The sequence below is a fragment of the Streptomyces buecherae genome, assembly GCF_014295035.1.
GTDB lineage: Bacteria > Actinomycetota > Actinomycetes > Streptomycetales > Streptomycetaceae > Streptomyces > Streptomyces youssoufiensis.
The window spans coordinates 4,246,124-4,271,876 of record NZ_CP060404.1 but is presented as its reverse complement, the minus strand read 5'-3'; the positions used below and the strand labels follow the sequence as shown (position 1 = coordinate 4,271,876).

Below are 25,753 nucleotides of genomic sequence, written 5' to 3'. Positions count from 1 at the left end.
AACCCCGAGCCGACTGACGAGAAAGGTCTCCCACCAGCCATGGCGCTCACCCTCTACGTCGACACCGCGCGGTGGCGGGCCCACCAGCAGAGCGTCCTCCAGCAGTTCCCTGGCATGGTCCCGGTCTGTAAGGGCAACGGCTACGGCTTCGGCCACGAGCGGCTGGCCGAGGAGACCACCCGTATCGGCTCCGACATCCTGGCGGTCGGCACCACCTACGAGGCCGCGCGCATGAAGGACACCTTCAGCGGCGACCTGCTCGTCCTCACGCCCTTCCGCCGCGGCGAGGAGCCGGTGCCGCTGCCCGACCGGGTCATCCGCTCGGTCTCCTCGGTCGACGGCGTGTACGGCCTGGTCAACGCCCGCGTCATGATCGAGGTCATGAGCAGCATGAAGCGGCACGGGGTGACCGAGGAGGACCTGCCGAAGCTGCACGCGGCGATCGAGAACGTACGGCTCGAGGGCTTCGCCCTCCACCTCCCGCTGGACCGCACCGACGGCTCCGACGCGGTGGAGGAGGTCATCGGCTGGATGGACCGGCTGCGCGCGGCGCGGCTGCCGCTGCACACCATGTTCGTCAGCCACCTCAAGGCCGAGGAACTGGCCCGGCTCCAGCAGCAGTTCCCGCAGACCCGCTTCCGCGCCCGGATCGGCACCCGGCTGTGGCTGGGGGACCACGACGCGACCGAGTACCGCGGCTCGGTGCTCGACGTCACCCGGGTCTCCAAGGGCGACCGCTTCGGCTACCGGCAGCAGAAGACCGCGGGGGACGGCTACCTCGTCGTCGTCGCCGGCGGCACCTCGCACGGCGTGGGCCTGGAGGCCCCCAAGGCGCTGCACGGCATGATGCCGCGCGCCAAGGGCGTGGCCCGGGCGGGACTTGCGACCGTGAACCGCAACCTGTCGCCGTTCACCTGGGCCGGGAAGCAGCGCTGGTTCGCCGAGCCGCCGCACATGCAGGTGTCCATCCTCTTCGTCCCGAGCGACGTGCCGGCCCCCCAGGTCGGCGACGAACTGGTGGCCAGCCTGCGCCACACCACCACCCAGTACGACCGGATACTGGATCGCTGACCCGGCGCGACCGCCGTCGGGGCCCGCCCGCCCCGGCCGTCCCGCGCCTCTGACAGGCCCCGCGCTCACGTGCGGGGCCTGCGGCGTTTCCCGTGCCACCGACCGCCCGGGGGCCGGTCGCCCGCCGGGCCCGTGCGCTACTCCAGGTACGTGCCGCCGTGCGCACCACGGCCGGCCCGGCCCCCGTGCGGGTACGTGTCGCCCGGGCCGTGCTTGACCACGGGCCGGCGCAGCGTGAACGCGTCCGGCGCCCCGTCGAGCACGCCCCCCGAGGGATCGTCGGAGCCGTCCCGGCGCACCGGGTCGTACTCGGGCAGCAGCACGTCCCGGACGACCACCGCACACAGGTAGAGCGTGCCGAGCAGGTGCAGCACGATGGCCAGTTGGTAGCCCTCCGTGGGCAGCCCGTGGTGCTTGTCGCCGCTGTGGGTGTACGCCAGGTACATCCAGACGCCGAGGAAGTACAGCAGTTCGCCGGCCTGCCAGATGAGGAAGTCGCGCCAGCGGGGTCGGGCGAGGGCCGCCAGCGGGACCAGCCACAGCACGTACTGCGGCGAGTAGACCTTGTTGGTCACGATGAACGCGGCGACGACCAGGAAAGCGAGCTGGGCCAGCCGGGGGCGGCGCGGGGCGCACAGCGCGAGGGCACCTATGCCGATGCAGGCCAGCAGCATCAGGAGCGTGGCGTAGGTGTTGGCGTCGTCCAGCGGGTTGCCGGAGCGCTGGGAGACGATCAGCCAGACGGAGCCGAAGTCGACGGGCCGCTCCTGGCTGAAGGTGTAGAACTTCGTCCAGCCCTCCCTGATCGCCAGGTCGCCCTGCTGGTCCTGGGTGAGCATGACGGGCAGGTTGACCACGAGCCAGGCCGCCGCGGCGCCCGCGATGGCCGACCACCAGGCGCGCCAGCGCCGCGCGCGCAGGCACAGCAGCAGCAGCGGGCCGATCAGCAGCACGGGGTAGAGCTTGGCGGCGGTGGCGAGCCCGAGGAGCACGCCGGCGGCCAGCGGGCGGCTGCGGGACCACGCGAGCAGGGAGGCGGCGGTGAGCGCGACCGCGAACAGGTCCCAGTTGACGGTGGCGGTCAGCGCGAAGGCCGGGGCCAGCGCCACCAGCAGCCCGTCCCAGGGCCGTCGCCGGTGGGTGCGGGTCACGCAGACGGCGATGACGACGGCGCAGACCATCAGCATCCCGGAGTTCACCAGCCAGTAGATCTGGGCCCGGTGCTGGTCGCTGCCGTCGTGTGGCGTGAGCCAGGAGGCGACCTCCATGAACAGCCCGGTCAGGACCGGGTATTCGAGGTACTCCATGCTCCCGGCGACGTCCTGCGGGATGCGGTCGAAGTACGGGACGAGGTCGATGGAGAAGCCGCGGCCGGCGTACAGGTGGGGGATGTCGGAGTAGCAGGCGCGCGTGTACTGGGTGGTGGTGCCGAAGAACCAGCCGCCGTCGTAGCAGGGCACCTTCTGCGCCATGCCGAGGGCGAACATGCCGATCGTCACGAGCGCGATGATCCGCACCGGCGTCCACCAGTTCACGCCGGACAGCGCCCGGCGCCCGACGGGCCCGCCGATCAGCTCGCTGCCGGCCGCCGCCACCTCATCCTCGGCGGTGGGCCGTACGGGGTTCCGGGCGGCGGTGGCACGCGGGTGGGGGCCGTGGGCGCTCGTCATGCGCACATCCTGCCGTACGAGGGGCGCGGCGGCGGTGTGGGCCGGTGTCGGGGCCCGCCGCACGGGCACGTACCCGGCACGCGACGGGCACCCGGCCGCCACACCCGGGGCGCGGGCTCGGCTCGCTGGCACCCGGCAACGCCACAGGGCGGGCCCGCGAACGGACCCGCCCTGTGGATCTTCCCTCACCTCGTCCGTACCACCCGGCCGTGGCCGGGGGTCGGCGGGCGAGAGCGGCTACAGCCAGCCGTGCTCGTTGTCGTCCTCCGTGGGCGTCGTGCTGGGCGAACCGCCGCCTGGCCCGCCCTGGCCACCCGGGCCGCCCGGACCACCGGGGTCACCACCGCCCGGCCCGCCCGGATCGCCACCGCCCGGTCCGCCGTCGTCACCGCAGGTCGGGTCGAGGGGACCGCAGGTGTCGGTCGGCGTCGTCGGGGGCGTCGTCGGAGGCGTCGTGGTGGGCGTCTTGGTCGGGGTCGTCGGAGGCGTCGTGGTGGGCTCCTCCGTCGGCTCCTCGGTCGGCGGCTCCGTCGTCGGCGGTGCCGTCTGCGTGGGCGGCGGGCTGGCGCCGTCCCCGTAGATCTTGTCGCCGATCGGGGAGGGCTTGGGGAAGGTCAGCTTCTTCTCGTTCTTGAGCGCTTCCTTCATGTACCCGGCCCAGATCTTGGCCGGGTACGAGGCACCGTGGATGCTCTCGGAGCCGGTGTCGGAGCCCACGCCGTACATCGGCAGGAACTTCTGGTTCTTGGCCTGGTCGTCGACCCGCCACATGCCGATCGCGGTGGAGAGCTGCGGGGTGTACCCGGCGAACCAGGCCGACTTGTTGTCGTCGGTGGTGCCGGTCTTGCCCGCCGCCTCGCGCCCGATCCGCGCGGAGGTGCCGGTGCCCTTCTCGACCACGGTCTTGAGCACGTCGGTGACGTTGTCCGCCACGTTCGGCTCAAACGCCTGCTCGATCTTCTCCTCGTGCACGTACTCCTCGGCCCCGTCCCGCTCGACCTTGGTCACGGAGTACGGGTCGGCCTGCTTGCCGCTGGCCGCGAACGTGGCGTACGAGCCGGCGAGCCGGATCGCGCTCGGCGACGACGTGCCGAGCGAGAACGTCGGCGTGATGGAGGCGAGTTGGCTCTTGCTGAGCCCGGCGGCGAGCGCCGCGTCGCGCACCTTGTCGGTGCCGACGTCCATGCCGAGCTGGATGAACGGCGTGTTCACCGAGAACTGCATGGCGGTGCGCAGGTCGATCTTGCCTCTGCTCTCGTCACCGTCGTTGCGCTGGTGCCACTCCTTGCCGTCCTTGTCCAGCCACACCTCGCCCTTGTAGTCCCGCAGCGTCACCTTGTTGTCGCCGTTGTAGATGCTCTTGGGCGAGACCAGGGTGCGTTGTTCTCTGGACTGTTCGGGGGGCAGGGCGGGATCGCGCTTGCCGTCCGTCATGGCCGCCGCCAGCACGAACGGCTTGAACGTGGAGCCGACCTGGACGCCGGTGTCGTCCGCGTTGTTGGTGTAGTGCTCCAGTGCGTTCTTGCCGCCGTAGATGGCGACGATCTTGCCGGTCCCCGGCTCCACGGACGCCCCACCGAACTGGACGTGCTTGTCCTGCGGGCGCTTGTCGGGCCGGATGTTCTCCTTGGAGACCTTGTTGACCGTCTTCTCCAGCGCCTTCATCTTCTCGCGGTCGAAGGTGGTGTGGATCTGGTAGCCACCGCGGTCCAACTCGGCCTTGGAGATGTCGGAATTGGCGATGATGTAGTTGTCGGCGAGGTCGGTCAGGTAGCCGATCTGACCGGCCTTGTTCGTCGCCAGCTTGGGCTTCTGCGGCTCGGGGAACTTGGTGATCTTCTCCCGCTCCGCGCTGTCGAGCCGGCCGACCTTGACCTCACGGTCCAGCGTCCACGCCCAACGCGCCTCGGCCCGCTTGCGGTTCTTCTCCTTGGTCGCCGCCATGCCCTGGCCGCCGGCCGGGTCGTAGAGGTTCGGACCGTTGAGCGTCGCGGCGAGGAACGCGCTCTCGCTCGTGGTCAGGTCCTCGCAGTCCTTGTCGTAGAACGCGCGGGCCGCCGCCTGGATGCCGTAGGCGCCGCGGCCGTAGTAGGCGGTGTTCAGGTAGCCCTCGAGGATGTCGTCCTTGTCCTTGGTGGCGCCCACCTTGATGGAGATGAAGAGCTCGGTGACCTTGCGCTTGAGCGTCTGCTCCTGGCCCAGGTAGGTGTTCTTCACGAACTGCTGGGTGATGGTCGAGCCACTCTGCGTCTGGCCGCCCTTGGCCATGTTGACCACCGCGCGCGCCACACCCATCGGGTCGACGCCGGCGTCGTCGTAGAACGAGGCGTTCTCGGCGGCGATCACCGCGTTCCGCATCGACTTGGGGATCTTGGAGAGCGGCACGATCTGCCGGTTGAGGTCGCCTCCGCCGGAGACGACCATCTGCTTGCCGTCCGCCCAGTAGTAGACGTTCTTCTGCGTCTTGGACGCGGCCTGCGCCGTGGGGACCTCCACCAGCATCAGCGCTATGCCCACCGCGCCGATCAGGAGCGCGAAGAAGACCAGGCAGGTGCCGGTGACCAGCTTCCAGGAGGGCATCCAGCGCTTGAAGCCGCGCTTGCCCGCCCGCGGGTAGTCGATGAACCGCTTCTTGGTACGGCCCGCGGCACCCGCCCCACGGCCGCGCCCGCGCCCGCCTCCGGCACCGGCCGCGCCCGCGGCTCTGCGTCCTCCTCCAGCCCCACCGGCGCCGCCGCCGGGCGCGCCGGGACCACCAGCGCCGGCCGCCCCGTGGGCCGCGCTCGCCCCGGCCCCGGCCCCGGCGCCCGCTCCCGCGGCTCCGGCTCTCCGGCGGCCCCCGCCCCCGCGGGCCGCACGGCGGGACTCGGCCCGGCCGCCGCGGGGCGCTCCCGCGTCGGGTGACTCATACGCATCGGAGCCCGGCCCCGTACTGCTCGGTGGTGGCGCTGCGCGGCGGCCTGGCGGCTGCTGCGCCGCGCGCCGGGCCGCTGCTCGTCCGCCGCCCTGGGGCTGCGGCGGCTTGCGACGGTGCTCGCTCATGGAACGACTACTCCTCGGGCAGGCGCGATCGCCTGGAAGCGGCAAGTGGCTTGCGGTCCCCCCAACGTGCGCGCCAGCGCCGAAGGGCGGCCGGACGCACGGCATCCAGGACGAAGACGCCTCGCGGCGCTCCACGGTTCCCGGTGGTCTGCATGGCGAACAGAGTACGCACGGTCAAAACCTGCCCACTCATCATCTTCATTCCAAATCAGGCACGTTGGGTCGCACGAAACGGTGATGTGACCTCGTTCACCGTGCCCGCTCTTGTCCCGGGGAGTGTGCCGTTCTATCGTCTGGATGTATCGAGTCGATACATCAGCTCGGCATAAGTGCACGCAACGCGCCATCGGCAGACCATCGGCAGTAGGGGAAGGGCGGGGGATGAGCAGGCGTTCCGGCGTTCTGGAGTTCGCCGTCCTCGGTCTGCTGCGCGAGTCCCCCATGCACGGGTACGAGCTGCGAAAGCGGCTGAACACCTCGCTCGGGGTGTTTCGCGCCTTCAGCTACGGGAGCCTCTATCCCTGCCTCAAGACGCTGGTCACCAACGGCTGGTTGATCGAGGAGTCGACCGGGGCCGCCGAGGACGCCACCGCGCCGGCCGGCCGCGTGGTGCCCTCCAGCGCGGCGCTCGGCGGGCGGCGAGCGAAGATCGTCTACCGGCTGACGCCCGAGGGCAAGGAGCGCTTCGAGGAGCTGCTCTCCCACACCGGGCCCGACGCCTGGGAGGACGAGCACTTCGGCGTCCGCTTCGCCTTCTTCGGGCAGACCTCGCGGGATGTGCGGATGCGCGTCCTCGAGGGGCGGCGCAGCCGCCTGGAGGAGCGCCTGGAGAAGATGCGGGCCTCCCTCGCGCGCACCCGCGAACGGCTCGACGACTACACGCTGGAGCTCCAGCGGCATGGCATGGAGTCAGTGGAACGCGAAGTCCGCTGGCTCAACGAGCTGATTGAGAGCGAACGGGCGGGGCGCGAGCAGCGCCGGCCCGCCGAACAGGACACATCGCACGACACGGGCGGCCTGCCCCGGCATCGGGGTAGTACCCGGCCGGACCCGTCCGACGATACCGCCAAGTGAGGCCCCGCACTCCGCGGGGCCTCGTCGAAGAACACACACAGGGAGCAACCGGAATGGGTTCGGTTCGCGTAGCCATCGTTGGCGTGGGCAACTGCGCCGCCTCGCTGGTCCAGGGCGTCGAGTACTACAAGGACGCCGACCCGGACAGCCGCGTCCCGGGTCTGATGCACGTGCAGTTCGGTGAGTACCACGTGCGGGACATCGAGTTCGTGGCTGCCTTCGACGTGGACGCCAAGAAGGTCGGTCTCGACCTCGCGGACGCGATCGGCGCCAGCGAGAACAACACCATCAAGATCTGCGACGTCCCGCAGAGCGGTGTGACCGTCCAGCGCGGCCACACGTACGACGGTCTCGGCAAGTACTACCGCGAGACCATCGACGAGTCGCCCGAGGCGCCCGTCGACATCGTCCAGATCCTCAAGGACCGCCAGGTCGACGTCCTCGTCTGCTACCTGCCGGTGGGTTCCGAGGACGCGGCGAAGTACTACGCGCAGTGCGCCATCGACGCCAAGGTCGGCTTCGTCAACGCGCTGCCGGTCTTCATCGCGGGCACCAAGGAGTGGGCCGACAAGTTCACCGAAGCCGGCGTGCCGATCGTCGGTGACGACATCAAGTCGCAGGTCGGCGCGACCATCACGCACCGTGTGATGGCCAAGCTGTTCGAGGACCGCGGCGTCATCCTGGACCGCACGATGCAGCTCAACGTCGGCGGCAACATGGACTTCAAGAACATGTTGGAGCGCGAGCGCCTGGAGTCCAAGAAGATCTCCAAGACGCAGGCCGTCACCTCGCAGATCCCCGACCGCGACATGGGCGCCAAGAACGTCCACATCGGCCCGTCGGACTACGTGGCCTGGCTGGACGACCGCAAGTGGGCGTACGTGCGCTTGGAGGGTCGCGCGTTCGGCGACGTCCCGCTGAACCTGGAGTACAAGCTGGAGGTCTGGGACTCCCCCAACTCCGCCGGCGTGATCATCGACGCGCTGCGCGCCGCGAAGATCGCCAAGGACCGGGGCATCGGCGGCCCGATCCTGTCGGCCTCCTCGTACTTCATGAAGTCCCCCCCGGTGCAGTACTTCGACGACCAGGCCCGGGAGAACGTCGAGAAGTTCATCAAGGGCGAGGTCGAGCGCTAAGCACTCCCACTCGACACCCTCAGCGCGTGGCCCCCGAGGACGGATTCCTCGGGGGCCCGCGCGCTGTGTGAAGCTGTGCGCCATGCCCGTTGTGCGAGGTCTGCGCGTGCTCCTGCGGATCGGTGACTTCCGCCGTCTGCTCACGGTCCGACTGCTCTCCCAGGCGGCCGACGGCGTCTACCAGGTGGCGCTCGCCTCCTACGTCGTCTTCTCCCCCGAGAAGCAGACCTCGGCCGCCGCCATCGCCTCGGCCATGGCCGTGCTCCTGCTGCCCTACTCGCTCCTCGGCCCGTTCGCCGGCGTGCTCCTCGACCGCTGGCGCCGCCGCCAGGTCCTGCTGTACGGCAACCTGGTCCGGGTCGTGCTGGCGGCGGGCACGGCCGCGCTCATCGTGGCCGAGGTGCCCGACGCGCTCTTCTACGCCTCCGCCCTCACCGTCACGGCCGTCAACCGCTTCGTGCTGGCCGGGCTCTCGGCGGCGCTGCCGCGCGTGGTCGCAACCGACGAACAGCTCGTCCTCGGCAACTCGCTCTCCCCGACGGCCGGCACGCTCGCCGCCACCGCGGCCGGTGGCCTGGCCCTGGTCGTGCGCATGGCCGCGCCCGACGGGGCCGCGTCCGACGCGCTCGTCATCCTGCTTGGCTCGGCGCTCTACCTGTGCGCCGCCCTCGCGGCCCTGCGCATGCCGCGCGACCTCCTCGGCCCAGACCCGCACCAGCTCCAACCCAGGCCCACCCAGGCCCTGTTGAGCACCGCCCGCGGGCTCCTCTCCGGCCTGCGCCACCTCACGCGGCGCCCCGCGGCGGCCCGGGCCCTGTACGCGATGACGCTCATGCGGTTCTGCTACGGCGCCCTCACGGTGATGGTCCTCATGCTGTGCCGCTACGCCTGGGGCGACGGCGACTCCGACGGGCTGGCGCTGCTCGGCCTGGCGGTGGGGATCTCCGGGGTGGGCTTCTTCGTGGCCGCCGTGTGCACGCCCCGGGCCGTGGCCCGCTTCGGCCCGCTGGGCTGGGTGGCGGCCTGCGGGGCGACGGCGGCGGTGCTGGAACCCGTCCTTGGCCTGCCCTTCGCGCCGGCCCCGATGATGGTCGCCGCCTTCGTCCTCGGGCTCACCACCCAGGGCGCGAAGATCGCCACGGACACCATCGTGCAGTCCTCCATCGAGGACGCCTACCGGGGCCGGGTCTTCTCGCTGTACGACGTGCTCTTCAACGTGGCCTTCGTGGGCGCCGCCGGGGTGGCGGCCCTCATGCTGCCGCCCGACGGGGCGTCGGCGCCGCTCGTGCTCATCGTGGCCGCGCTGTACCTGGCCGCCGTGAGCCTGGTCGTGTTTCACGTGAAACACGACCGCCCCCGCCCCGACGTTTCACGTGAAACCGAGCGCCGTTTCACGTGAAACACGCGCCCGGCGCCATGAGTACGGGCCCCCGACGCCAGCGCGCGAGGGCCCGTACTCCGTCACTTCGTCCACCCGTTACGCCGGGGCCTGGGCGGCCCACCACTCCCTGAGCGCCTCGATCGCGGCCTCGCGCCCCAGCGGACCCCGCTCCATCCGCAGCTCCAGCAGGTGCTTGTACGCCTTGCCCACCTGCGGCCCCGGGGGCAGCTCCAGGATCTGCATGATCTCGTTGCCGTCCAGGTCGGGCCGGATGGAGTCGAGTTCCTCTTCCTTCCGCAGCCGCTCGATCCGCCGCTCCAGACCGTCGTACGCCTGGGAGAGCGTGGCGGCCTTGCGCTTGTTGCGGGTGGTGCAGTCGGAGCGGGTCAGCTTGTGCAGCCGGTCCAGCAGCGGGCCCGCGTCGCGCACGTACCGGCGCACCGCCGAGTCCGTCCACTCGCCCGTCCCGTAACCGTGGAAGCGCAGGTGCAGCTCGACCAGCCGGGAGACGTCCTTGATCATCTCGTTGGAGTACTTGAGCTTGGCCATCCGGGACTTGGTCATCTTCGCGCCGACCACCTCGTGGTGGTGGAAGGAGACGCGGCCGTCCGACTCGAAGCGACGCGTCTTCGGCTTCCCGATGTCGTGCAGCAGCGCGGCGAGCCGCAGCACCAGGTCGGGGCCGTCCTCCTCCAGGGCCATCGCCTGCTCCAGCACGATGAGCGTGTGCTCGTACACGTCCTTGTGCCGGTGGTGCTCGTCCCGCTCCAGGCGCAGCGCGGGAAGCTCGGGCAGCACGCGCTCGGCGAGCCCGGAGTCCACGAGCAGCCTGAGCCCCTTGCGGGGGTGCGGGGCCAGGATGAGCTTGTTCAGCTCGTCGCGGACCCGCTCGGCCGAGACGATGTCGATGCGGTCGGCCATGGCCGTCATGGCGGCGACGACCTCGGGAGCCACCTCGAAGTCGAGCTGGGCCGCGAAGCGCGCGGCGCGCAGCATCCGCAGCGGATCGTCGGAGAAGGACTCCTGCGGCGTCCCCGGGGTGCGCAGCACCCGGGCGGCGAGGTCCTCCAGGCCGTGGTGCGGGTCGATGAACTCCTTCTGCGGGAGCGCGACGGCCATCGCGTTGACGGTGAAATCTCGCCGGACGAGATCTTCCTCGATGGAGTCCCCGTAGGAAACGTCAGGCTTCCGCGAGGTCCGGTCGTACGCTTCGGACCGGTATGTGGTGACCTCGATCTGAAAGCTCTGGTTCGCCCCGTCCTGGCCCGGTGCCTGCTTCTGGCAGCCGACCGTGCCGAAGGCGATGCCGACCTCCCAGACCGCGTCCGCCCAGGGCCGGACGATCTTCAGCACCTCTTCGGGCCTGGCGTCCGTGGTGAAGTCCAGGTCGTTGCCGAGGCGGCCGAGCAGCGCGTCCCGTACCGAGCCGCCGACCAGGGCGAGCGAGTGCCCGGCCTGCTGGAAGCGGGTGGCGAGATCGTCGGCCACGGGGGAGACCCGCAACAGTTCGCTCACCGCGCGGCGCTGCACCTGGCTCAGCTCGTAGGTCGGCTGCGAGGTCTGGGTGTCATGGTTGGCGTTCGGCACAACAGAAAAGGGTACGTTGCCCGGGGGCCACCGGCCTCCTCGATTCGCGCGGGCCCGCCGGCCCCGCGCCGCCCCGCCCTGTGACGATCATGTGGAGCACTCCCCAGCACTTCGCCACACCGGATCTCGTTACCATGCGTGGACGCACAACCGACGACCACTGACGACGACGAGGGACGGGCGAGCGCGTGGCCGAGGCGGCAGAGCTCCAGGGGACGACTTCTGCTCCCGCCCGACGATGGCTGCGCCGCGCCGGGGCGCTACTGGCCGCCGTCCCCCTCCTCGCCGGCCTGATCCAGGTCACGGCGCCGACCGAGGCGACCGCCGCTCCCAAGCCCACCGGGTCGCGCTCGGTGGACGTGGCGATCGATTCGCTGACCCCCGCGACCCCCACCGCCGACGACACCCTGACCGTCAAGGGCACGGTCACCAACAAGAGCGCCACGGCCATCGACAGCGCGCACGTCGGGCTGCGGCTCGGCCAGGTGATGAGGGGCCGCAGCGCCATCGACACGGCCGCCACGCGGACCGGTTACTTCCCGGGCTCCGACGGCGTGGAGATCGACAGCAAGTACGCGGAGAAGGTCGGCAAGCTGCCGGCCGGCGGTAGCCAGGACTTCAGCCTCGCCATCCCCCTCAAGCACCTCGCGCTGACCGAGGACGGCGTCTACCAGATCGCCGTCTCGCTCGTCGGTGAGACGGCCGACCAGCCGTCCTACCTCCGGGTCCTCGGCATCCAGCGCACGTTCCTGCCCTGGCAGACCACCCCGCCCGGCAAGAAGACCAAGCTCAGCTTCCTCTGGCCGATCATCTCCACCCCGCGGGTCACCGCGCGCACCGCCACCGACGAGCAGCAGACGCCCATCTTCCGCGACGACGACCTGGTCAAGGAGCTGGCGCCGGGCGGCCGGCTCCAGCAACTCGTCGCGCTCGGCAAGGACCTGCCCGTCACCTGGGTGCTCGACCCCGACCTGCTCGCCACGGTGGACGCGATGACGCGCAAGTACGACGTGCGGGACGGGGACGAGACCACGCCCGGCCGCGGGCAGGCCGTCGCCCGGCAGTGGATGGCCGCCCTCGACAAGGCGGTCGAGGGGCACAAGGTGGTGGCCCTGCCGTTCGCCGACCCCGACCTCGCGTCGCTGGCCCACCGCGGCAAGGTCGTCTCCGGCACGCTGAGCCACCTCCAGTCGGCCACCGTGCTCGCCAAGACCACGGTGGAGTCCACCCTCCAGGTCACGCCCCGGACCGACTTCGCCTGGCCCGTCGACGGCGCCATCGACTCCTCGATCGTCGACGTCGCCACCTCGGCCGGCGCCCACCACGTGATCACCCGCGGCGACAGCCTCCAGGAGAGCCGCGCGCTCACCTACACGCCCACCGCCGCCCGCCCCATCGGCGGCGGCACCACCGCGATCTCCGCCGACGCCCGCCTCTCGACCGTCTTCGACGGCGACATGTCGCGCGCCGAGAACTCCACCCTGGCCATCCAGGAGTTCCTCGCCCAGACCCTGATGATCACGCAGCAGACGCCGGAGCGGCAGCGCAGCATCGTCGTCGCCCCGCCGCGCATGCCCACCGCGAACCAGGCCCAGGCGATGGCCACCGCGCTCGGCGGCCTCGAACCACGCCGCTGGAGCGAGCCGCAGGAGCTGAGCGACGCCGCCAAGGCCAAGCCCGACCCGGCCGCCAACCGGCAGGTGCCCAGCCGTGGCGACTACCCGAAGGCGCTCCGCAAGCAGGAGCTGCCCACCACCGCGTTCTCCCAGATACAGCAGACGCAGCGCACCCTCGACCGCTTCCGTAAGGCGCTCACGATCGAAGAGCGCGTCGTCCCCCCGTTCGGCACCGCGATCATGCGGGACATGTCGACCTCCTGGCGCCACGACCGCGGCGCGTCGGCCTACCGCGACGACGTGAGCGGACACCTGCGAAGCCTCACCGAGCAGGTCGGCATCATCCAGAAGTCGCCGGCCACCCTCTCCGGCCGCAGCGCCACCATCCCCGTCACCGTCAAGAACGACCTCGTGCAGGGGGTCGACGGGCTCCGGCTGGTGCTCACCTCCAACCAGCCGCTGCGCCTCAAGGTCAGCGACCCCCAGGACATCAAGATCGACGGCGGGCACAGCCAGTCGGTGAAGTTCGAGGCGAACGCCCGCGCCAACGGCCGCACGACGATCGTCGCCCAGCTCTTCACGGAGGACGGCCAGCCCTACGGCGAGCCGATGATCTTCGAGGTGAACGTCACGTCGATCACCTCGACTGTGATACTGGTCATCGCGGTCGGCGTCCTGCTGCTCGTCCTCGCGGGCATCCGGATCTACGTCAAGCGCAGGCGGGCCGGCTCGGAACCCGCGGGCCCGGGCGACAAGCCCGGTGATCTGGACCCGGATTCGGCCCCGGACTCGGACTCCGACCCACGGACCGGGCCCGAGGCGCCCGCCGAAACAGGCCCCCAGGACCCCGCGCAGCCGAGTGACCGGTCTTCGGACACCGGATCGCAAAGCAATGGCCCATCCGGCTCAGGTGAGAAAGTGGACCGTTGAGGAATGGTGGGGCCAGACGGCCGCGGACGATGAGGTGGGGTAGCGATGAACGCGCCGTACAACGGTGACCGCGACCGTGACGCGGGCGCGGACCCCACGGGCCAGGGGTCTCCGTACCACTCCGGCGCCTCCGCCCACGACCCCTCGTACGCCCCCACCTACCACCAGCCCTCCTACCCGCAGGACCCGTACATCCCCGACCCGTACGCCCAGGACACCTACACGCAGGCGTTCTACCAGCAGCCGTACGTCACGGGCTCCTTCCCGGTCTACACCGACGAGGTCTACCAGCAGTACGCGCCGTACAGCGAGCCCTCCTACCCGCAGGACCCCTACGCCCAGGGCGGCTACCCGCAGGACGGGTACGCCCAGGACGGTTACGCGCAGGACGGCTACGCGCAGGGCGGGTACCCCCAGGAGGGGTACGCGCAGGACGGTTACGCGCAGTACCCGTACCCGCAGCACGACCCGCGGGCCCAGGGCGGCGACGCCCTCTACGACCAGCAGGCGCACCCGCCGCCCGGGTCGGCCGACCCCACGCAGCACCTCTACCACCAGGCACCCCCCGGACAGCAGCCGCCGGACCCGCGCGTGTGGGCCCCCACGCCCGCCCCCGAGCCCGACGGCGCCTCGCGTTACCTGCCCTACGGCGACAACGGCGCCGACACCCAGTACGTGGGCGTCGACGACCTGATCAGCCAGGGCTCGGACGAGCGCCCGGAGCCGGACGCCTTCGCGCACCTCTTCCGCGATCAGCAGCCGTACGAGCCGCCGCGCCCCCCGCAACAGGACCAGGGCGGCTACGACCAGTACGGCCAGCAGCAGGCCCAGGCCGACTACGGGCAGGGCCAGCAGTACCCGCAGCAGGGCGGCCACTACCCGCAGCAGCACGGCGGCCACGCCCCGTACGCCCAGCAGGCCGGCTACGACCAGCAGGCGCGGCAACCGCAGTACTACCAGCAGGACCAGCACGGCCAGGGCGCCCAGCAGGCCCACTACCAGCAGCAGCGCCCCGCCCCCCGCGGCGGCCCGGGGCCGCGCGCCCCGCACGGCCGCCACCACCGGCCGGTGGCGCCCGGCGCGCCCGGCGGTCCGGGCGGCCCCACGGCGAGCCCGGGGACGGACGCCACCGTGATGCTGGGTTCCCCCGCCGCGGCCAAGGCGGCGGCGCAGGGCGCCGCGCGGCGCGGCGGCAAGGCGTCCAGCCTGCTCAAGTCCAGCGCCCTGATGGCCGCCGGCACCATGGTCTCCCGGCTGACCGGCTTCGTCCGCCAGGTGATGATCGTCGCGGCGCTCGGCGCCGCCACCCTCGGTGACACCTACACCGTCGCGATGACCCTGCCGGCGATGATCTTCTTCCTCACCGTCGGCGGCGGCCTCAACTCCGTCTTCGTGCCGCAGCTCGTGCGGGCCATGAAGGAGGACGAGGACGGCGGCGTGGCCTTCGCCAACCGCCTGCTGACCATCGTCATCGTCATCCTCGTCGGCCTCACGGCCGTGGCCATCTTCGCGGCGCCGCTGTTCGTGCACATGATGTCCCCCGAGATCGCCGGCGACCCGGCGGCCAACGAGGTCGCGGTCACCTTCGCCCGCTACTGCCTGCCCACCATCTTCTTCATGGGCGTGCACGTGGTGATGGGCCAGATCCTCAACGCGCGCGGCAAGTTCGGCGCGATGATGTGGACGCCGGTCCTCAACAACATCGTCATCATCGCCACGTTCGGCATGTTCATCTACGTCTACGGGTCGGCCAGCAAGTCCGAGTTCGGCGTCACGACGATCCCCGCCGAGGGCATCCGCCTGCTCGGCGTGGGTACCCTCCTCGGACTCGTCGTCCAGTCGCTGGCGATGATCCCGTACCTGCGGGAGGCGGACTTCCGGTACCGGCCGCGCTTCGACTGGCGCGGCCACGGCCTCGGCAAGTCCGCCAAGCTGGCCAAGTGGACCGTGCTGTTCGTCCTCGCCAACCAGGCCGGCGTCATCGTCGTCACCCAGCTCGCCACCGGCGCCGGCTCGGCGGCGGCCGACGAGGGCTACCCCGGCACCGGCATCCTCGGCTACTCCAGCGCCCAGCTCATCTGGGGCATGCCGCAGGCCATCATCACCGTCTCGGTCATGGCCGCGCTGCTGCCCCGGCTCTCCCGGGCCGCCCACGACGGCGACGTCGGCGCCGTCCGGGGCGACATCTCGCAGGGCCTGCGCACCTCCGCCGTGGCCATCGTGCCCATCGCCTTCGGCTTCGTGGCGCTCGGCATTCCGATGTGCACCCTGCTCTTCGGCTCGTCGGGCATCGAGGCCGCCCGCGCGATGGGCTACATCCTGATGGCCTTCGGCCTGGGCCTGATCCCGTTCTCCGTGCAGTACGTCGTCCTGCGCGGCTTCTACGCCTACGAGGACACCCGCACGCCGTTCTACAACACGGTCATCGTCGCGGCCATCAACGCCGCCGCCTCCGGGCTGTGTTACGTGCTGCTGCCCGCCCGCTGGGCCGTGGTCGGCATGGCCGCCTCCTACGGCCTCGCGTACGCGGTCGGCGTGGGCATCGCCTGGCGGCGCCTGCGCGACCGGCTGGGCGGCGACCTGGACGGCCGCCACGTGATGCGCACCTACTCGCGACTCTTCGGCGCCTGCGTCCCCGCCGCCATCCTCGCCGGCCTGACGGCGTACGCCATCACCGACGCGCTCGGCAGCGGGATCGCCGGCTCGGTCGCCTCCCTGATCGGCGGCGGAATCGTCCTCATCGGGATCTTCTACATCGCGGCGAAGCGCATGCGCATTCAGGAGCTGACCGCAATGGTCGGAATGGTCCGAGGACGTCTCGGCCGTTGACCGCAGCACAACCATCGTCCACCACCGCGTGTCGTGCAGGGTGGCGGACTGTGGGCACAATTGTCGTGGCCGTGGAACAGGCGCAACGTATGGGGAGGCAGGGAACGACGGTGGCGGACCGGAGTACGGCTGCCGTCGACGTGGCCGATAGCAGCGGCGGAGAGCCGCTTACCGCCAAGGCGGACAAGGCCACGACCGACGAGGCTAAGGCCCAGCAGAAGGCCAGCAACACCACAGAGACCGCGCGCCCTGTCGAGACGGACAAGAGCGCATCGGCCGATACAAGCCCCCCCGAACTGCACAGTGGTCACAAACTCGCCAGACGCTACCGCTTGGAGGAGTGCGTCACCCGTCTGGACGGATTCAGCAGCTGGCGTGCCGTGGACGAGAAACTGCGCCGCGCCGTCGGCGTGCACGTCCTCCCCGCCGACCACCCCCGCGCCCGCCCCGTCCTGGCCGCCGCCCGCTCCGCCGCGCTCCTCGGCGACCCCCGTTTCGTCCAGGTGCTGGACGCCGTCGAGGACAACGACCTCGTCTACGTCGTCCACGAGTGGATCTCCGACGCCACCGAGCTGACCACGGTGCTCGCCACCGGCGCGCTGGAGCCGCACGACGCCTACCAACTGGTCAGCCAGGTCTCCCAGGCCATGGCGTCGGCCCACCGCGAGGGCCTGTCCCACCTGCGGCTGACGCCCAGCTCCGTGCTGCGCACCGAGTCGGGCCAGTACCGCATCCGCGGCCTGGCCGTCATGGCCGCCCTGCGCGGCATCACCACCCCCCAACCCCAGCGCACGGACACCGAGGCGATCGGCGCCCTGCTCTACGCCGCCCTCACCCAGCGCTGGCCGTACGAGAGCGACGCGCACGGCCTGGCCGGACTCCCCAAGGGCGTCGGTCTCATCGCGCCCGACCAGGTGCGCGCGGGGGTGCACCGCGGCCTGTCCGAACTCGCCATGCGGGCGCTGGTCAACGACGGTGCCACCGCCTCCCGGCAGGAGTTGCCCTGCACCACCCCGGCGGAGTTGGCCGCGGCCGTCGCCGAGATGCCGCGGATCCGCCCGCCGGAGCCGTCGTTCACCGCGACCCCGGCCTACCAGCGCACCACCTACCAACAGGGCGCCTACGCCCAGCCGCCGGCCCGCGGCGGAAACGGCGCGGTCCGGGTCACCCCCGCGCCGCCCCCGCCCCCACCGCCACTACAGAGCCGCGCCGGCCGCGCGCTCAAGTGGGCCGTCTCCAGCCTGCTCATCGCGGCCATCGGGCTCGGTAGCTGGCAGCTCGCGGACATCCTGATCAAGGAGGAGAACAAGCCGGGGGACTCGGGCCACAACCAGGGCGAGAAGGACGACGGCCGCCCCAGGAAGCCGGCCCACAAGCCGCTGAAGCTCGCGGACGCCACCGAGTTCTCACCGCTGGACGCCCCGTTGGCGGCGGAGAGGGTCTCCGCGGCCATCGACCAACAGCCCGGCACCGCCTGGGTCACCAAGCGCTACGAGGGCTACGCCAACTTCGGCAACCTCAAGAACCGGTCGGACGGCAGCGGCATCGTCGTCGACCTCGGCAGCGCCAAGAACGTCGCGGGCGTGCAGGTTGACTTCTACGCACCCGGGCAGAAGGTCGAAGTACTCGCCGCGGACCCGGCGGCGACATCCCCCGCCGCCTTGGCGGACTTCCCCCAGGAGCTGACCAAGCTCAAGACGGCGGAGAGCAAACTCGACGCCACTCTCGACAAGCCGGTCCGAACGCGATACGTACTGATCCACATCACCGAACTGCCCAGCGACGGCTCCGCCGACGGCTTCCGCGGGGGCATCTCGGAGATCAAGATCACGGGTTGACCCACGTCAAGCGGCCGGCACGAGAGGGGGGCTCCCGTTGCACGACGCCGTGCACGGCGACGCGAACGACCGCGAGCTCCTGGCTCGCCACGTGGCGGGCGACCCCGACGCGTTCAGCGAGATCGTCCGGCGCCACCGCGACCGCCTCTGGGCCGTGGCGCTGCGCACCCTCGGCGACCGCGAGGAGGCCGCGGACGCCGTTCAGGACGCCCTGGTCTCCGCCTACCGGGCCGCGCACACGTTCCGGGGCCAGTCGGCCGTCACCACCTGGCTGCACCGGATCACGGTGAACGCCTGCCTGGACCGGGCCCGCAAGGCCGCCACCCGCAAGACCTCGCCCACCGACGACACCGAGCGGCTTGAGCAACTCCTCGAACCGCAGGAGTCCGCCGCGGGCCCGGCGGAGCGCCAGGATCTCCACCGCGAGCTGCTGCGGGCCCTGCGCACGCTCCCGCCCGACCAGCGCGCGGCCCTCGTCCTCGTGGACATGCAGGGGTACCCCGTGGCGGAGGCGGCCAAGGTGCTGGGCGTGCCCACCGGCACTATCAAGAGCCGCTGCGCCCGGGGCCGCGCCCGTCTGCTGCCCCTGCTGTCCCATCTCCACCCGAAGGAGCGGGATAGCTCCGATCTCGACGGGGGAAGGAACCGGGCGCAGGGGACATCCGTCTCACCGCCGGCAGGGCCGAACGACACAGATCCCGTGAAGGGCGGAGGTGGGCGAGCGTGACGTCGACGACCGACACGGACGAGCACCCTGAGGTCGCGGAAATCTCCGCGCTCACCGAGGGGGTCCTGCCGCCCGACCGCGCGCGCCCCGTGCGCGAGCACCTCGCGGGCTGCGCGCTGTGCGCGGACGTCCGCACCTCGCTCGAGGAGATCCGCAGCGCCCTGGGCACGCTGCCCGGCCCGGCGCGGATGCCCGCCGACATCGCCGGCCGGATCGACGCGGCCCTGGCCGCCGAGGCGCTGCTCGACGCCACGACCGGCGACCGCGAACCGGCCGACGTCGCGGCCGTGGACGAGGGCGGCGACGCACGGGAGACCGACGCCGAGACCGAGTCCGGGGGCGCCTCCGGGACCGAGGCCGGCGATGTTTCACGTGAAACGGCCGCCGAGCCGATCGGTGTTTCACGTGAAACGACGCCCGGCGGCCCCGACCGCCCGCCGGGCCGCGCCCGCTCCACCACGGGACCCGGCCGGCAGGCCCCCGGCCCCCGTCCCGGGCGGGGCCGGCGCTGGCGCACCGCCCTGCTCGGTACGGCGTGCGCGGCTGCCGTGCTCGGCGTGGGCACCTTCCTCGTGCAGAACGGCACCGACGACGGAACGCCGCAGCGCCCCACGGAGGGCGAGACCCGCGCCACGATGTTGACCGCCGCCACCCTGGAGGGCGAGGCGCGGGCCCTGCTCGCCGCGGAGGGAAAGACCCGCAAGCCACGGAATCCGTCGGGCGAGGTCGGCGCGAACACCACTCCCCGCACACCGCTCGACGGAAGTGGCACGACCGTGCCCTCGTGCGTCCAACAGGCCACCAAGCGCCCCGATACGCCCCTCGCGGCGCGGGAAGACTCCTTCAACGGCACCCCCGCCTACCTGGTGCTGCTGCCGCATCCGGGCGACGACTCGCGCGTCGACGCGTTCGTCGTGGACGCCGCCTGCGTGCGGAAGTCCCCCTCGCCGCCCGGGACCGTGCTGCTGCAGCGCAGCTTCGCCCGCGACTGAGCGTTCCGGCCACCCCGCTGTCCGTCACACGAACACGGCCGGAAGCCCGGGCGTCCCGGGAATGCCGGCCCCGTAGTATCCGTTGGGTGAGATGGCAGCAGTTTTCCGGGAACGATCGCCGGTCGGTTGCCCCCAATCCGTCGTCGGCAGAGACAAGGAAGACATCCCGTGAGCGACGTCCGCAACGTGATCATCATCGGTTCCGGGCCCGCCGGCTACACGGCCGCGCTCTACACGGCCCGAGCCGCGCTGAAGCCCCTGGTCTTCGAGGGTTCCGTGACCGCGGGGGGTGCGCTGATGAACACCACCGACGTGGAGAACTTCCCCGGCTACCGTGACGGCATCATGGGCCCGGACCTCATGGACAACATGCGGGCCCAGGCCGAGCGCTTCGGCGCCGAGCTGATCCCGGACGACGTCATCGCGGTCGACCTCACCGAGGACATCAAGACGGTCACCGACTCCGCCGGCACCGTGCACCGGGCCAAGACCGTGATCGTGACCACCGGCTCGCAGCACCGCAAGCTCGGCCTGCCGCGTGAGGACGAGCTGTCCGGACGAGGCGTCTCGTGGTGCGCGACCTGTGACGGGTTCTTCTTCCGGGACCAGGACATCGCCGTGATCGGTGGCGGCGACACCGCCATGGAGGAGGCCACCTTCCTCTCCCGGTTCGCCAAGTCCGTGACGATCGTGCACCGCCGGGACACCCTGCGCGCCTCCAAGGCCATGCAGGACCGCGCCTTCGCCGACCCGAAGATCTCCTTCGTCTGGGACAGCGAGGTCGCCGAGATCCACGGCGACAGCAAGCTCTCCAGCCTGACGCTGCGGAACCGCAACACGGGCGAGCTCTCCGAGCTTCCGGCGACCGGCCTGTTCATCGCGGTCGGCCACGACCCGCGCACCGACCTGTTCAAGGGCCAGCTCGACCTGGACGACGAGGGCTACCTGCAGGTCGAGGCCCCCAGCACGCGCACCAACCTCCCGGGCGTCTTCGCCGCCGGCGACGTCGTGGACCACACCTACCGTCAGGCGATCACCGCCGCCGGCACGGGCTGCTCCGCGGCCCTGGACGCCGAGCGCTACCTGGCCGGCCTCGCGGACAACGAGCCGCCGGCCGCCGCCGTCTGACCCCTCCATCCCTCCCGCCCCCGCACCATCGAAACGAGGAAACGCCGTGGCTGGCACTCTGAAGCATGTGACCGACGCCTCCTTCGAAGAGGACGTCATCAAGAACAAGAAGCCCGTGCTGGTGGACTTCTGGGCCGAGTGGTGTGGCCCGTGCCGCCAGATCGCCCCGTCCCTTGAGGCCATCGCGGCGCAGCACGGCGACAAGATCGAGATCGTCAAGCTCAACATCGACGAGAACCCGGCCGTGGCCGCCAAGTACGGCGTCATGTCCATCCCGACCATGAACGTCTACCAGGGCGGCGAGGTCGTGAAGACCATCGTCGGCGCCAAGCCGAAGGCGGCCCTTGAGCGCGACCTGTCCGACTTCCTCGGCTAGTCGACCGCGCTGTGCGTCGTGGGCCCGCTCCCTCCACGGGGAGCGGGCCCACGCGCATGCGGGAGCGGTCCCCTACAGCGGACGCAGCACCGGCTCCTTCTGTACGGCGCCCAGCAGTCGATCCAGCGCCAGCTCCACGTCTTCCTTCCAGGAGATGGTGGTCCGCAACTCAAGCCGCAGCCGTGGGTAGCGCGGGTGCGGTCGCACGGTCTTGAAGCCCACCGCCAGCAGATGATCGGCCGGCAACACGCAGGCGGGCCCCTCCCACCGCGCGTCCCCGAACGCCTCGATGGCCTTCACTCCGCGCCGCATGAGGTCCTTGGCCACGGTCTGCACCATCACCCGGCCGAGCCCCTGTCCCTGGAATCCGGGCATCAGCCACGCCGTCATCAGTTGCACGGCGTCGGCGCCCACCGGGCTGGTGGGAAAGGCCAGGGAACGCGGCACGTACGCCGGCGGCGCGTAGAGCACGAAGCCCACCGGCAGCTCGTCCACGTAGACCACGCGCCCGCAGGAGCCCCACTCCAGCAGCACGGCCGAGATCCAGGCTTCCTTCTCGACCTCCGGGCGCCCGGCCCTGACGGCCGCCTCGCCGCTGACGGGGTCGAGTTCCCAGAACACGCACGCGCGACAGCGCTGGGGGAGGTCCGTGAGGTTGTCCAGTGTGAGCGGTACGAGCCGACGCCCCATGTAGCCAGTTCCTCGCTTCCCTCGTCGGCCGCGATCCGTGCGGCCGACCCGTGCGCCACGCCCGAGCAGGCGGCCCGCGAAGCCGACGGCAGCCTCCCACGGGACGCGATCCCGCACCGTCGGTCGCCGTGGGCGGGGCGCCCGCGCGTCGCCGCGCCGCTCGTACGCATCGTAGCCACGAGCAGATGGCCCCGGTACCGCCCGCCACGCACAGAGCGGGCCGCGCCCCGGGCGGGGCACGGCCCGCTCCGGCGGGGTGCTACTCAGCGGAGGAATCGTCCTCCGCCGGCTGTTCCGCGGTCTGCCCCGGGCCGGAGCGCTGCTCCAGCACTCGTCCCTCGCCCGGCGCCAGGGTGCCGAGGATGCGCTCCAGATCGTCCATCGAGGCGAACTCGACCACGATCTTCCCCTTCTTCTGGCCGAGGTCGACCTTCACCCGGGTCTCGAAGCGGTCGGACAGCCGCGAGGCCAGGTCCGACAGCGCCGGGGACACCCTGGCCCCGGCCCGGGGCCGCTTGGCCTTCTGCGTGCTGTTCGGCTGCGTGCCCATCAGGGTGACGATCTCTTCGACCGCGCGGACGGACAGACCCTCCGCCACGATGCGGTGCGCCAGCCGGTCCTGCTCCTCGGAGTCCTCGACCGAGAGCAGCGCCCGAGCGTGCCCCGCCGAGAGCACGCCGGCCGCCACGCGCCGCTGCACCGACGGCGACAGACGCAGCAGCCGCAGGGTGTTGGTGACCTGCGGGCGGGAGCGTCCGATGCGCTCGGCCAACTCGTCGTGCGTGCAGTTGAAGTCCTGGAGCAACTGGTCGTAGGCCGCGGCCTCTTCCAGCGGATTGAGCTGAGCGCGGTGCAGGTTCTCCAGCAGCGCGTCCAGCAGCATCTTCTCGTCGTCGGTCGCCCGGACGATCGCTGGGATCTTCGTCAGGCCCGCCTCACGGCAGGCGCGCCAGCGCCGCTCGCCCATGATGAGCTCGTAGCGCTCCGGGCCCACCTGGCGGACCACGATCGGCTGGAGGAGGCCGACCTCCTGGATCGAGGTCACCAGCTCGGCGAGGGCGTCCTCGTCGAACTCGGTGCGCGGCTGCCGAGGGTTGGTGGTGATGGAGTCCAGCGGCAACTCCGCGAAGTGCGCGCCCAGGCCGTCATCCATGGCCTTCAGGGGCGCGGGCTCCTCGACGGGCGCGTCCTCGGTTTCACGTGAAACGCGCTGCGCGGGGGCGGCCTCGTCCTCGGACTGGCCACCCGGCGGCAACGTCGTCACCTTGGCCGCTGCCACGCCCCGCTCCGGCGACAGCACCGGAACCGCCGTCGGCGAGGCCGCGCCGGCGCCGATCGCGGGCACCGACGGGCCGTCCGCTCCCTTGGGTGCGGCGGGAATCAGCGCACCGAGTCCGCGGCCCAGCCCTCTCCGTCGCTCAGTCACTGCATCCCCTCCGACATGGTGTGCTGGTCAAGCTGTGGGTTCGCACGCGGCGTCGCGTGCGCATGCTGCCCCTCGTAGTAGACACCAGCCCCGCGCAGCGCGATCTCCCGGGCCGCCTCCAGGTAGGAGAGCGCACCGCTCGAACCGGGATCGTAGGTGAGGACCGTCTGCCCGTAGCTCGGGGCCTCGGAGATCCGCACGGAGCGCGGGATGCTCGTGCGCAGCACCTCGTTGCCGAAGTGGCTGCGGACCTCGTCGGCCACCTGGGAGGCCAGCCGCGTCCGCCCGTCGTACATGGTCAGCAGGATCGTCGAGACGTGGAGCTTGCGGTTCAGGTGTCCACGCACCAGCTCGACGTTGCGCAGGAGCTGGCCCAGGCCCTCCAGCGCGTAGTACTCGCACTGGATCGGGATCAGCACCTCCGCGCCCGCCACCAGGGCATTGACCGTCAGCAGGCCGAGCGAGGGTGGGCAGTCGATGAGAATGTAGTCCAGCGGCTGGTCGTACGCCTGGATGGCACGCTCCAGCCGGCTCTCCCGGGCCACCAGCGAGACGAGTTCGATCTCCGCGCCGGCCAGGTCGATGGTCGCCGGGGCGCAGAACAGCCCCTCCACATCGGGGACGGGCTGCACGACGTCGGACAGCGGCTTGCTGTCGACCAGCACGTCGTAGATGGAGGGGACCTCGGCGTGGTGGTCGATACCGAGGGCCGTGGAGGCGTTGCCCTGCGGGTCCAGGTCCACGACGAGCACGCGGGCACCGTGCAGCGCGAGGGAGGCCGCCAGGTTCACGGTCGTCGTGGTCTTGCCGACGCCGCCCTTCTGGTTGGCGACCACCATCACTCTGGTCTGCTCCGGGCGGGGGAGCCCCTCGCCCGCGCGCCCCAGCGCCGCTACGGCGAGCTGCGCCGCACGGCCGATGGGGGCGGAGGCTTCTCCTTCGTATCCGGACGAGGCATCCATCGGGGGCGGCGTTTCACGTGAAACATCCTCCCCGGGAGCTGAGGGCCCCCCGGGCGCGCCCGGGGAGGGCTCAGCGGTACGGGGACCGGGGACCGGTTCGGTCATCGGTCCCGCGATGTTGGCGTCGGACCGCAAGGATTCACCCTCCTCGACATCAGGCTCGCAATGAACAGAGCCTGCCATGCTTTCGGGGTTGGGAACCAGCGAGGCCCGTTCTCCTGTGGATGAATCGGCTCTGGTGCGGGGTTGAGGGTCGCGCGGCGCGGCAGCCGCACGACCGCGACTGATGATTCCATGCAGCAGGGAACGACGTTTCACGTGAAACACGATGCATGGGCATGCCGATCGCCAGGCCCCGACACTCCGGTCCGCGTACGTTTGGCAGCTTGTATGGAGCATTGCCCGACGTGCGCACCCCGCTCCCTCGGCGCCTCTCCGTCACGAGCGCGTCCCGGCGAGCCGGCCTCCTCAGCACGCGCTCACCGGCGGCGACGCGGCCCCTTGCGAGCCGCCTTGGCCCGCTTCGCGGCGAACCGCACCCCGCCCGGGCTCTCGCCCACCTCGACCCGCACCACGGTGGACGGCGGATCGACGATGCCCTCCCCCACCTGCAACACGGAGGTCTCCACCACGCCGAGCTTGCTCAGCGCGGCCCGGGCGCTCTTGAGCTCCTCCTCCGCGGTGTCGCCCTTCAGCGCCAGCATCTCGCCGTACGGCCGCAGCAGCGGCACGCCCCAGCCGGCCAGCCGGTCCAGCGGGGCCACGGCGCGAGCGGTCACCACGTGCACCGGCTGGAGCTTGCCGAGAACCTCCTCGGCCCGCCCGCGGACCACCGTGACGTGGTCGAGGCCGAGCAGCTCCACGACCTCCTGCAGGAAGTTGGTCCGTCGCAGCAGCGGCTCCAGCAGAGTGATCTGCAGGTCCGGCCGGGTGAGCGCCAGGGGGATGCCCGGCAGCCCGGCCCCCGAGCCCACGTCGCACACCGTGACACCCTCGGCCACCGCCTCCGAGAGCACCGCGCAGTTCAGCAGGTGCCGCTCCCACAGCCGCGGCACCTCGCGGGGCCCGATCAGGCCGCGCGTCACGCCCACATCGGCCAACAGCTCGGCGTACCGCACGACCTCCGGAAAGCGGTCGCCGAACACCTCCCGCGCCGCCTCCGGCGCTGGGGGAAGTTCCTCCGCTGCCTCCGCCACGAGGACCGTCCTTCCTCTCGACATGCCGTTGCCCTAGCTGACAGACACCGGCCCCGTCTGCGCACAGACGGGGCCGGACGTA

18 protein-coding genes are annotated in these 25,753 nt (G+C 71.4%); 11 read left to right on the top strand and 7 right to left on the bottom strand.

Annotated elements, in window-relative coordinates; translation table 11 throughout:
- The first annotated feature begins 39 nt into the window (after positions 1–39).
- Entirely contained in the window at positions 40–1,071 is a 1,032-nt protein-coding gene (locus H7H31_RS16390; protein WP_187062907.1) for an alanine racemase, read from the top strand.
- A gap of 137 nt (positions 1,072–1,208) precedes the next feature.
- Here H7H31_RS16390 and H7H31_RS16385 read toward each other — a convergent pair whose 3' ends face one another.
- Positions 1,209–2,741 (bottom strand): glycosyltransferase family 87 protein, encoded by a 1,533-nt coding sequence (locus H7H31_RS16385; protein WP_187062906.1) that lies wholly within the window; start codon positions 2,739–2,741, stop codon positions 1,209–1,211.
- 237 nt (positions 2,742–2,978) lie between these two features.
- Positions 2,979–5,783: a transglycosylase domain-containing protein gene (locus H7H31_RS16380; RefSeq protein ID WP_187117947.1), complete on the bottom strand. Its 2,805-nt coding sequence runs from the start codon at positions 5,781–5,783 to the stop codon at positions 2,979–2,981.
- Positions 5,784–6,164: 381 nt separating this feature from the next.
- On the opposite strand from H7H31_RS16380, the gene H7H31_RS16375 reads away from it, so the two are divergent.
- From H7H31_RS16375 to H7H31_RS16365, 3 genes are all read left to right on the top strand, one after another.
- Entirely contained in the window at positions 6,165–6,857 is a 693-nt protein-coding gene (locus H7H31_RS16375; protein WP_187061831.1) for a PadR family transcriptional regulator, read from the top strand.
- Between the two features lie 53 nt (positions 6,858–6,910).
- Entirely contained in the window at positions 6,911–7,993 is a 1,083-nt protein-coding gene (locus tag H7H31_RS16370) for an inositol-3-phosphate synthase (RefSeq protein ID WP_176162902.1), read from the top strand.
- Between the two features lie 82 nt (positions 7,994–8,075).
- Entirely contained in the window at positions 8,076–9,392 is a 1,317-nt protein-coding gene (locus H7H31_RS16365; protein WP_187061830.1) for an MFS transporter, read from the top strand.
- A gap of 78 nt (positions 9,393–9,470) precedes the next feature.
- On the opposite strand, the gene H7H31_RS16360 is transcribed toward H7H31_RS16365, so the two are convergent.
- Positions 9,471–10,961, bottom strand: coding sequence for a CCA tRNA nucleotidyltransferase (locus H7H31_RS16360; RefSeq protein WP_187061829.1), 1,491 nt, complete (start codon positions 10,959–10,961; stop codon positions 9,471–9,473).
- 188 nt (positions 10,962–11,149) lie between these two features.
- Between H7H31_RS16360 and H7H31_RS16355 the strand changes: the two genes are divergently transcribed.
- The 7 genes from H7H31_RS16355 (at position 11,150) to trxA (ending at position 21,397) form a co-directional block, all read left to right on the top strand.
- Positions 11,150–13,507, top strand: coding sequence for a DUF6049 family protein (locus tag H7H31_RS16355; RefSeq protein ID WP_187061828.1), 2,358 nt, complete (start codon positions 11,150–11,152; stop codon positions 13,505–13,507).
- A gap of 45 nt (positions 13,508–13,552) precedes the next feature.
- A complete protein-coding gene (murJ, locus tag H7H31_RS16350) occupies positions 13,553–16,336 on the top strand; it encodes a murein biosynthesis integral membrane protein MurJ (protein ID WP_187061827.1) in 2,784 nt (927 codons plus the stop codon).
- A 110-nt stretch (positions 16,337–16,446) separates the two neighbouring features.
- On the top strand, positions 16,447–18,174 hold the full coding sequence (locus tag H7H31_RS16345) for a protein kinase family protein (RefSeq protein WP_187117946.1): 1,728 nt from the start codon (positions 16,447–16,449) through the stop codon (positions 18,172–18,174).
- A 37-nt stretch (positions 18,175–18,211) separates the two neighbouring features.
- Positions 18,212–18,901, top strand: coding sequence for an RNA polymerase sigma factor SigM (gene sigM / locus H7H31_RS16340; protein ID WP_187061848.1), 690 nt, complete (start codon positions 18,212–18,214; stop codon positions 18,899–18,901).
- Positions 18,898–19,893 (top strand): anti-sigma factor, encoded by a 996-nt coding sequence (locus H7H31_RS16335; RefSeq protein ID WP_187061847.1) that lies wholly within the window; start codon positions 18,898–18,900, stop codon positions 19,891–19,893. The genes sigM and H7H31_RS16335 overlap by 4 nt, the downstream gene beginning before the upstream one ends.
- Positions 19,894–20,061: 168 nt before the next feature.
- The gene (gene trxB / locus H7H31_RS16330) at positions 20,062–21,021 is read left to right on the top strand and encodes a thioredoxin-disulfide reductase (RefSeq protein WP_187061846.1); all 960 of its coding nucleotides are present in this window, start codon (positions 20,062–20,064) and stop codon (positions 21,019–21,021) included.
- A 46-nt stretch (positions 21,022–21,067) separates the two neighbouring features.
- Positions 21,068–21,397, top strand: a complete 330-nt coding sequence (trxA, locus tag H7H31_RS16325) for a thioredoxin (protein WP_176162911.1) — start codon at positions 21,068–21,070, stop codon at positions 21,395–21,397.
- 72 nt (positions 21,398–21,469) lie between these two features.
- On the opposite strand, the gene H7H31_RS16320 is transcribed toward trxA, so the two are convergent.
- From H7H31_RS16320 to rsmG, 4 genes are all read right to left on the bottom strand, one after another.
- The gene (locus H7H31_RS16320) at positions 21,470–22,087 is read right to left on the bottom strand and encodes a GNAT family N-acetyltransferase (protein ID WP_187061845.1); all 618 of its coding nucleotides are present in this window, start codon (positions 22,085–22,087) and stop codon (positions 21,470–21,472) included.
- A gap of 259 nt (positions 22,088–22,346) precedes the next feature.
- A complete protein-coding gene (locus tag H7H31_RS16315) occupies positions 22,347–23,513 on the bottom strand; it encodes a ParB/RepB/Spo0J family partition protein (protein ID WP_187061844.1) in 1,167 nt (388 codons plus the stop codon).
- Positions 23,510–24,658 carry a ParA family protein gene (locus H7H31_RS16310; protein ID WP_187061843.1) on the bottom strand — a complete coding sequence of 383 codons (1,149 nt, stop codon included), beginning with the start codon at positions 24,656–24,658 and terminating at the stop codon, positions 23,510–23,512. The genes H7H31_RS16315 and H7H31_RS16310 overlap by 4 nt, the downstream gene beginning before the upstream one ends.
- 296 nt (positions 24,659–24,954) lie before the next feature.
- Complete coding sequence (gene rsmG, locus H7H31_RS16305) at positions 24,955–25,695, bottom strand: 16S rRNA (guanine(527)-N(7))-methyltransferase RsmG (RefSeq protein WP_176162915.1); 741 nt, start codon at positions 25,693–25,695, stop codon at positions 24,955–24,957.
- Positions 25,696–25,753: the final 58 nt, after the last annotated feature.

Coding starts and splice junctions, on each gene's coding strand:
- H7H31_RS16390 (WP_187062907.1), top strand. CDS start 40: ATGGCGCTCACCCTCTACGTCGACACCGCGCGGTGGCGGGCCCACCAG.
- H7H31_RS16385 (WP_187062906.1), bottom strand. CDS start 2,741: ATGACGAGCGCCCACGGCCCCCACCCGCGTGCCACCGCCGCCCGGAAC.
- H7H31_RS16380 (WP_187117947.1), bottom strand. CDS start 5,783: ATGAGCGAGCACCGTCGCAAGCCGCCGCAGCCCCAGGGCGGCGGACGA.
- H7H31_RS16375 (WP_187061831.1), top strand. CDS start 6,165: ATGAGCAGGCGTTCCGGCGTTCTGGAGTTCGCCGTCCTCGGTCTGCTG.
- H7H31_RS16370 (WP_176162902.1), top strand. CDS start 6,911: ATGGGTTCGGTTCGCGTAGCCATCGTTGGCGTGGGCAACTGCGCCGCC.
- H7H31_RS16365 (WP_187061830.1), top strand. CDS start 8,076: ATGCCCGTTGTGCGAGGTCTGCGCGTGCTCCTGCGGATCGGTGACTTC.
- murJ (WP_187061827.1), top strand. CDS start 13,553: ATGAACGCGCCGTACAACGGTGACCGCGACCGTGACGCGGGCGCGGAC.
- H7H31_RS16320 (WP_187061845.1), bottom strand. CDS start 22,087: ATGGGGCGTCGGCTCGTACCGCTCACACTGGACAACCTCACGGACCTC.
- H7H31_RS16310 (WP_187061843.1), bottom strand. CDS start 24,658: ATGGCAGGCTCTGTTCATTGCGAGCCTGATGTCGAGGAGGGTGAATCC.
- rsmG (WP_176162915.1), bottom strand. CDS start 25,695: ATGTCGAGAGGAAGGACGGTCCTCGTGGCGGAGGCAGCGGAGGAACTT.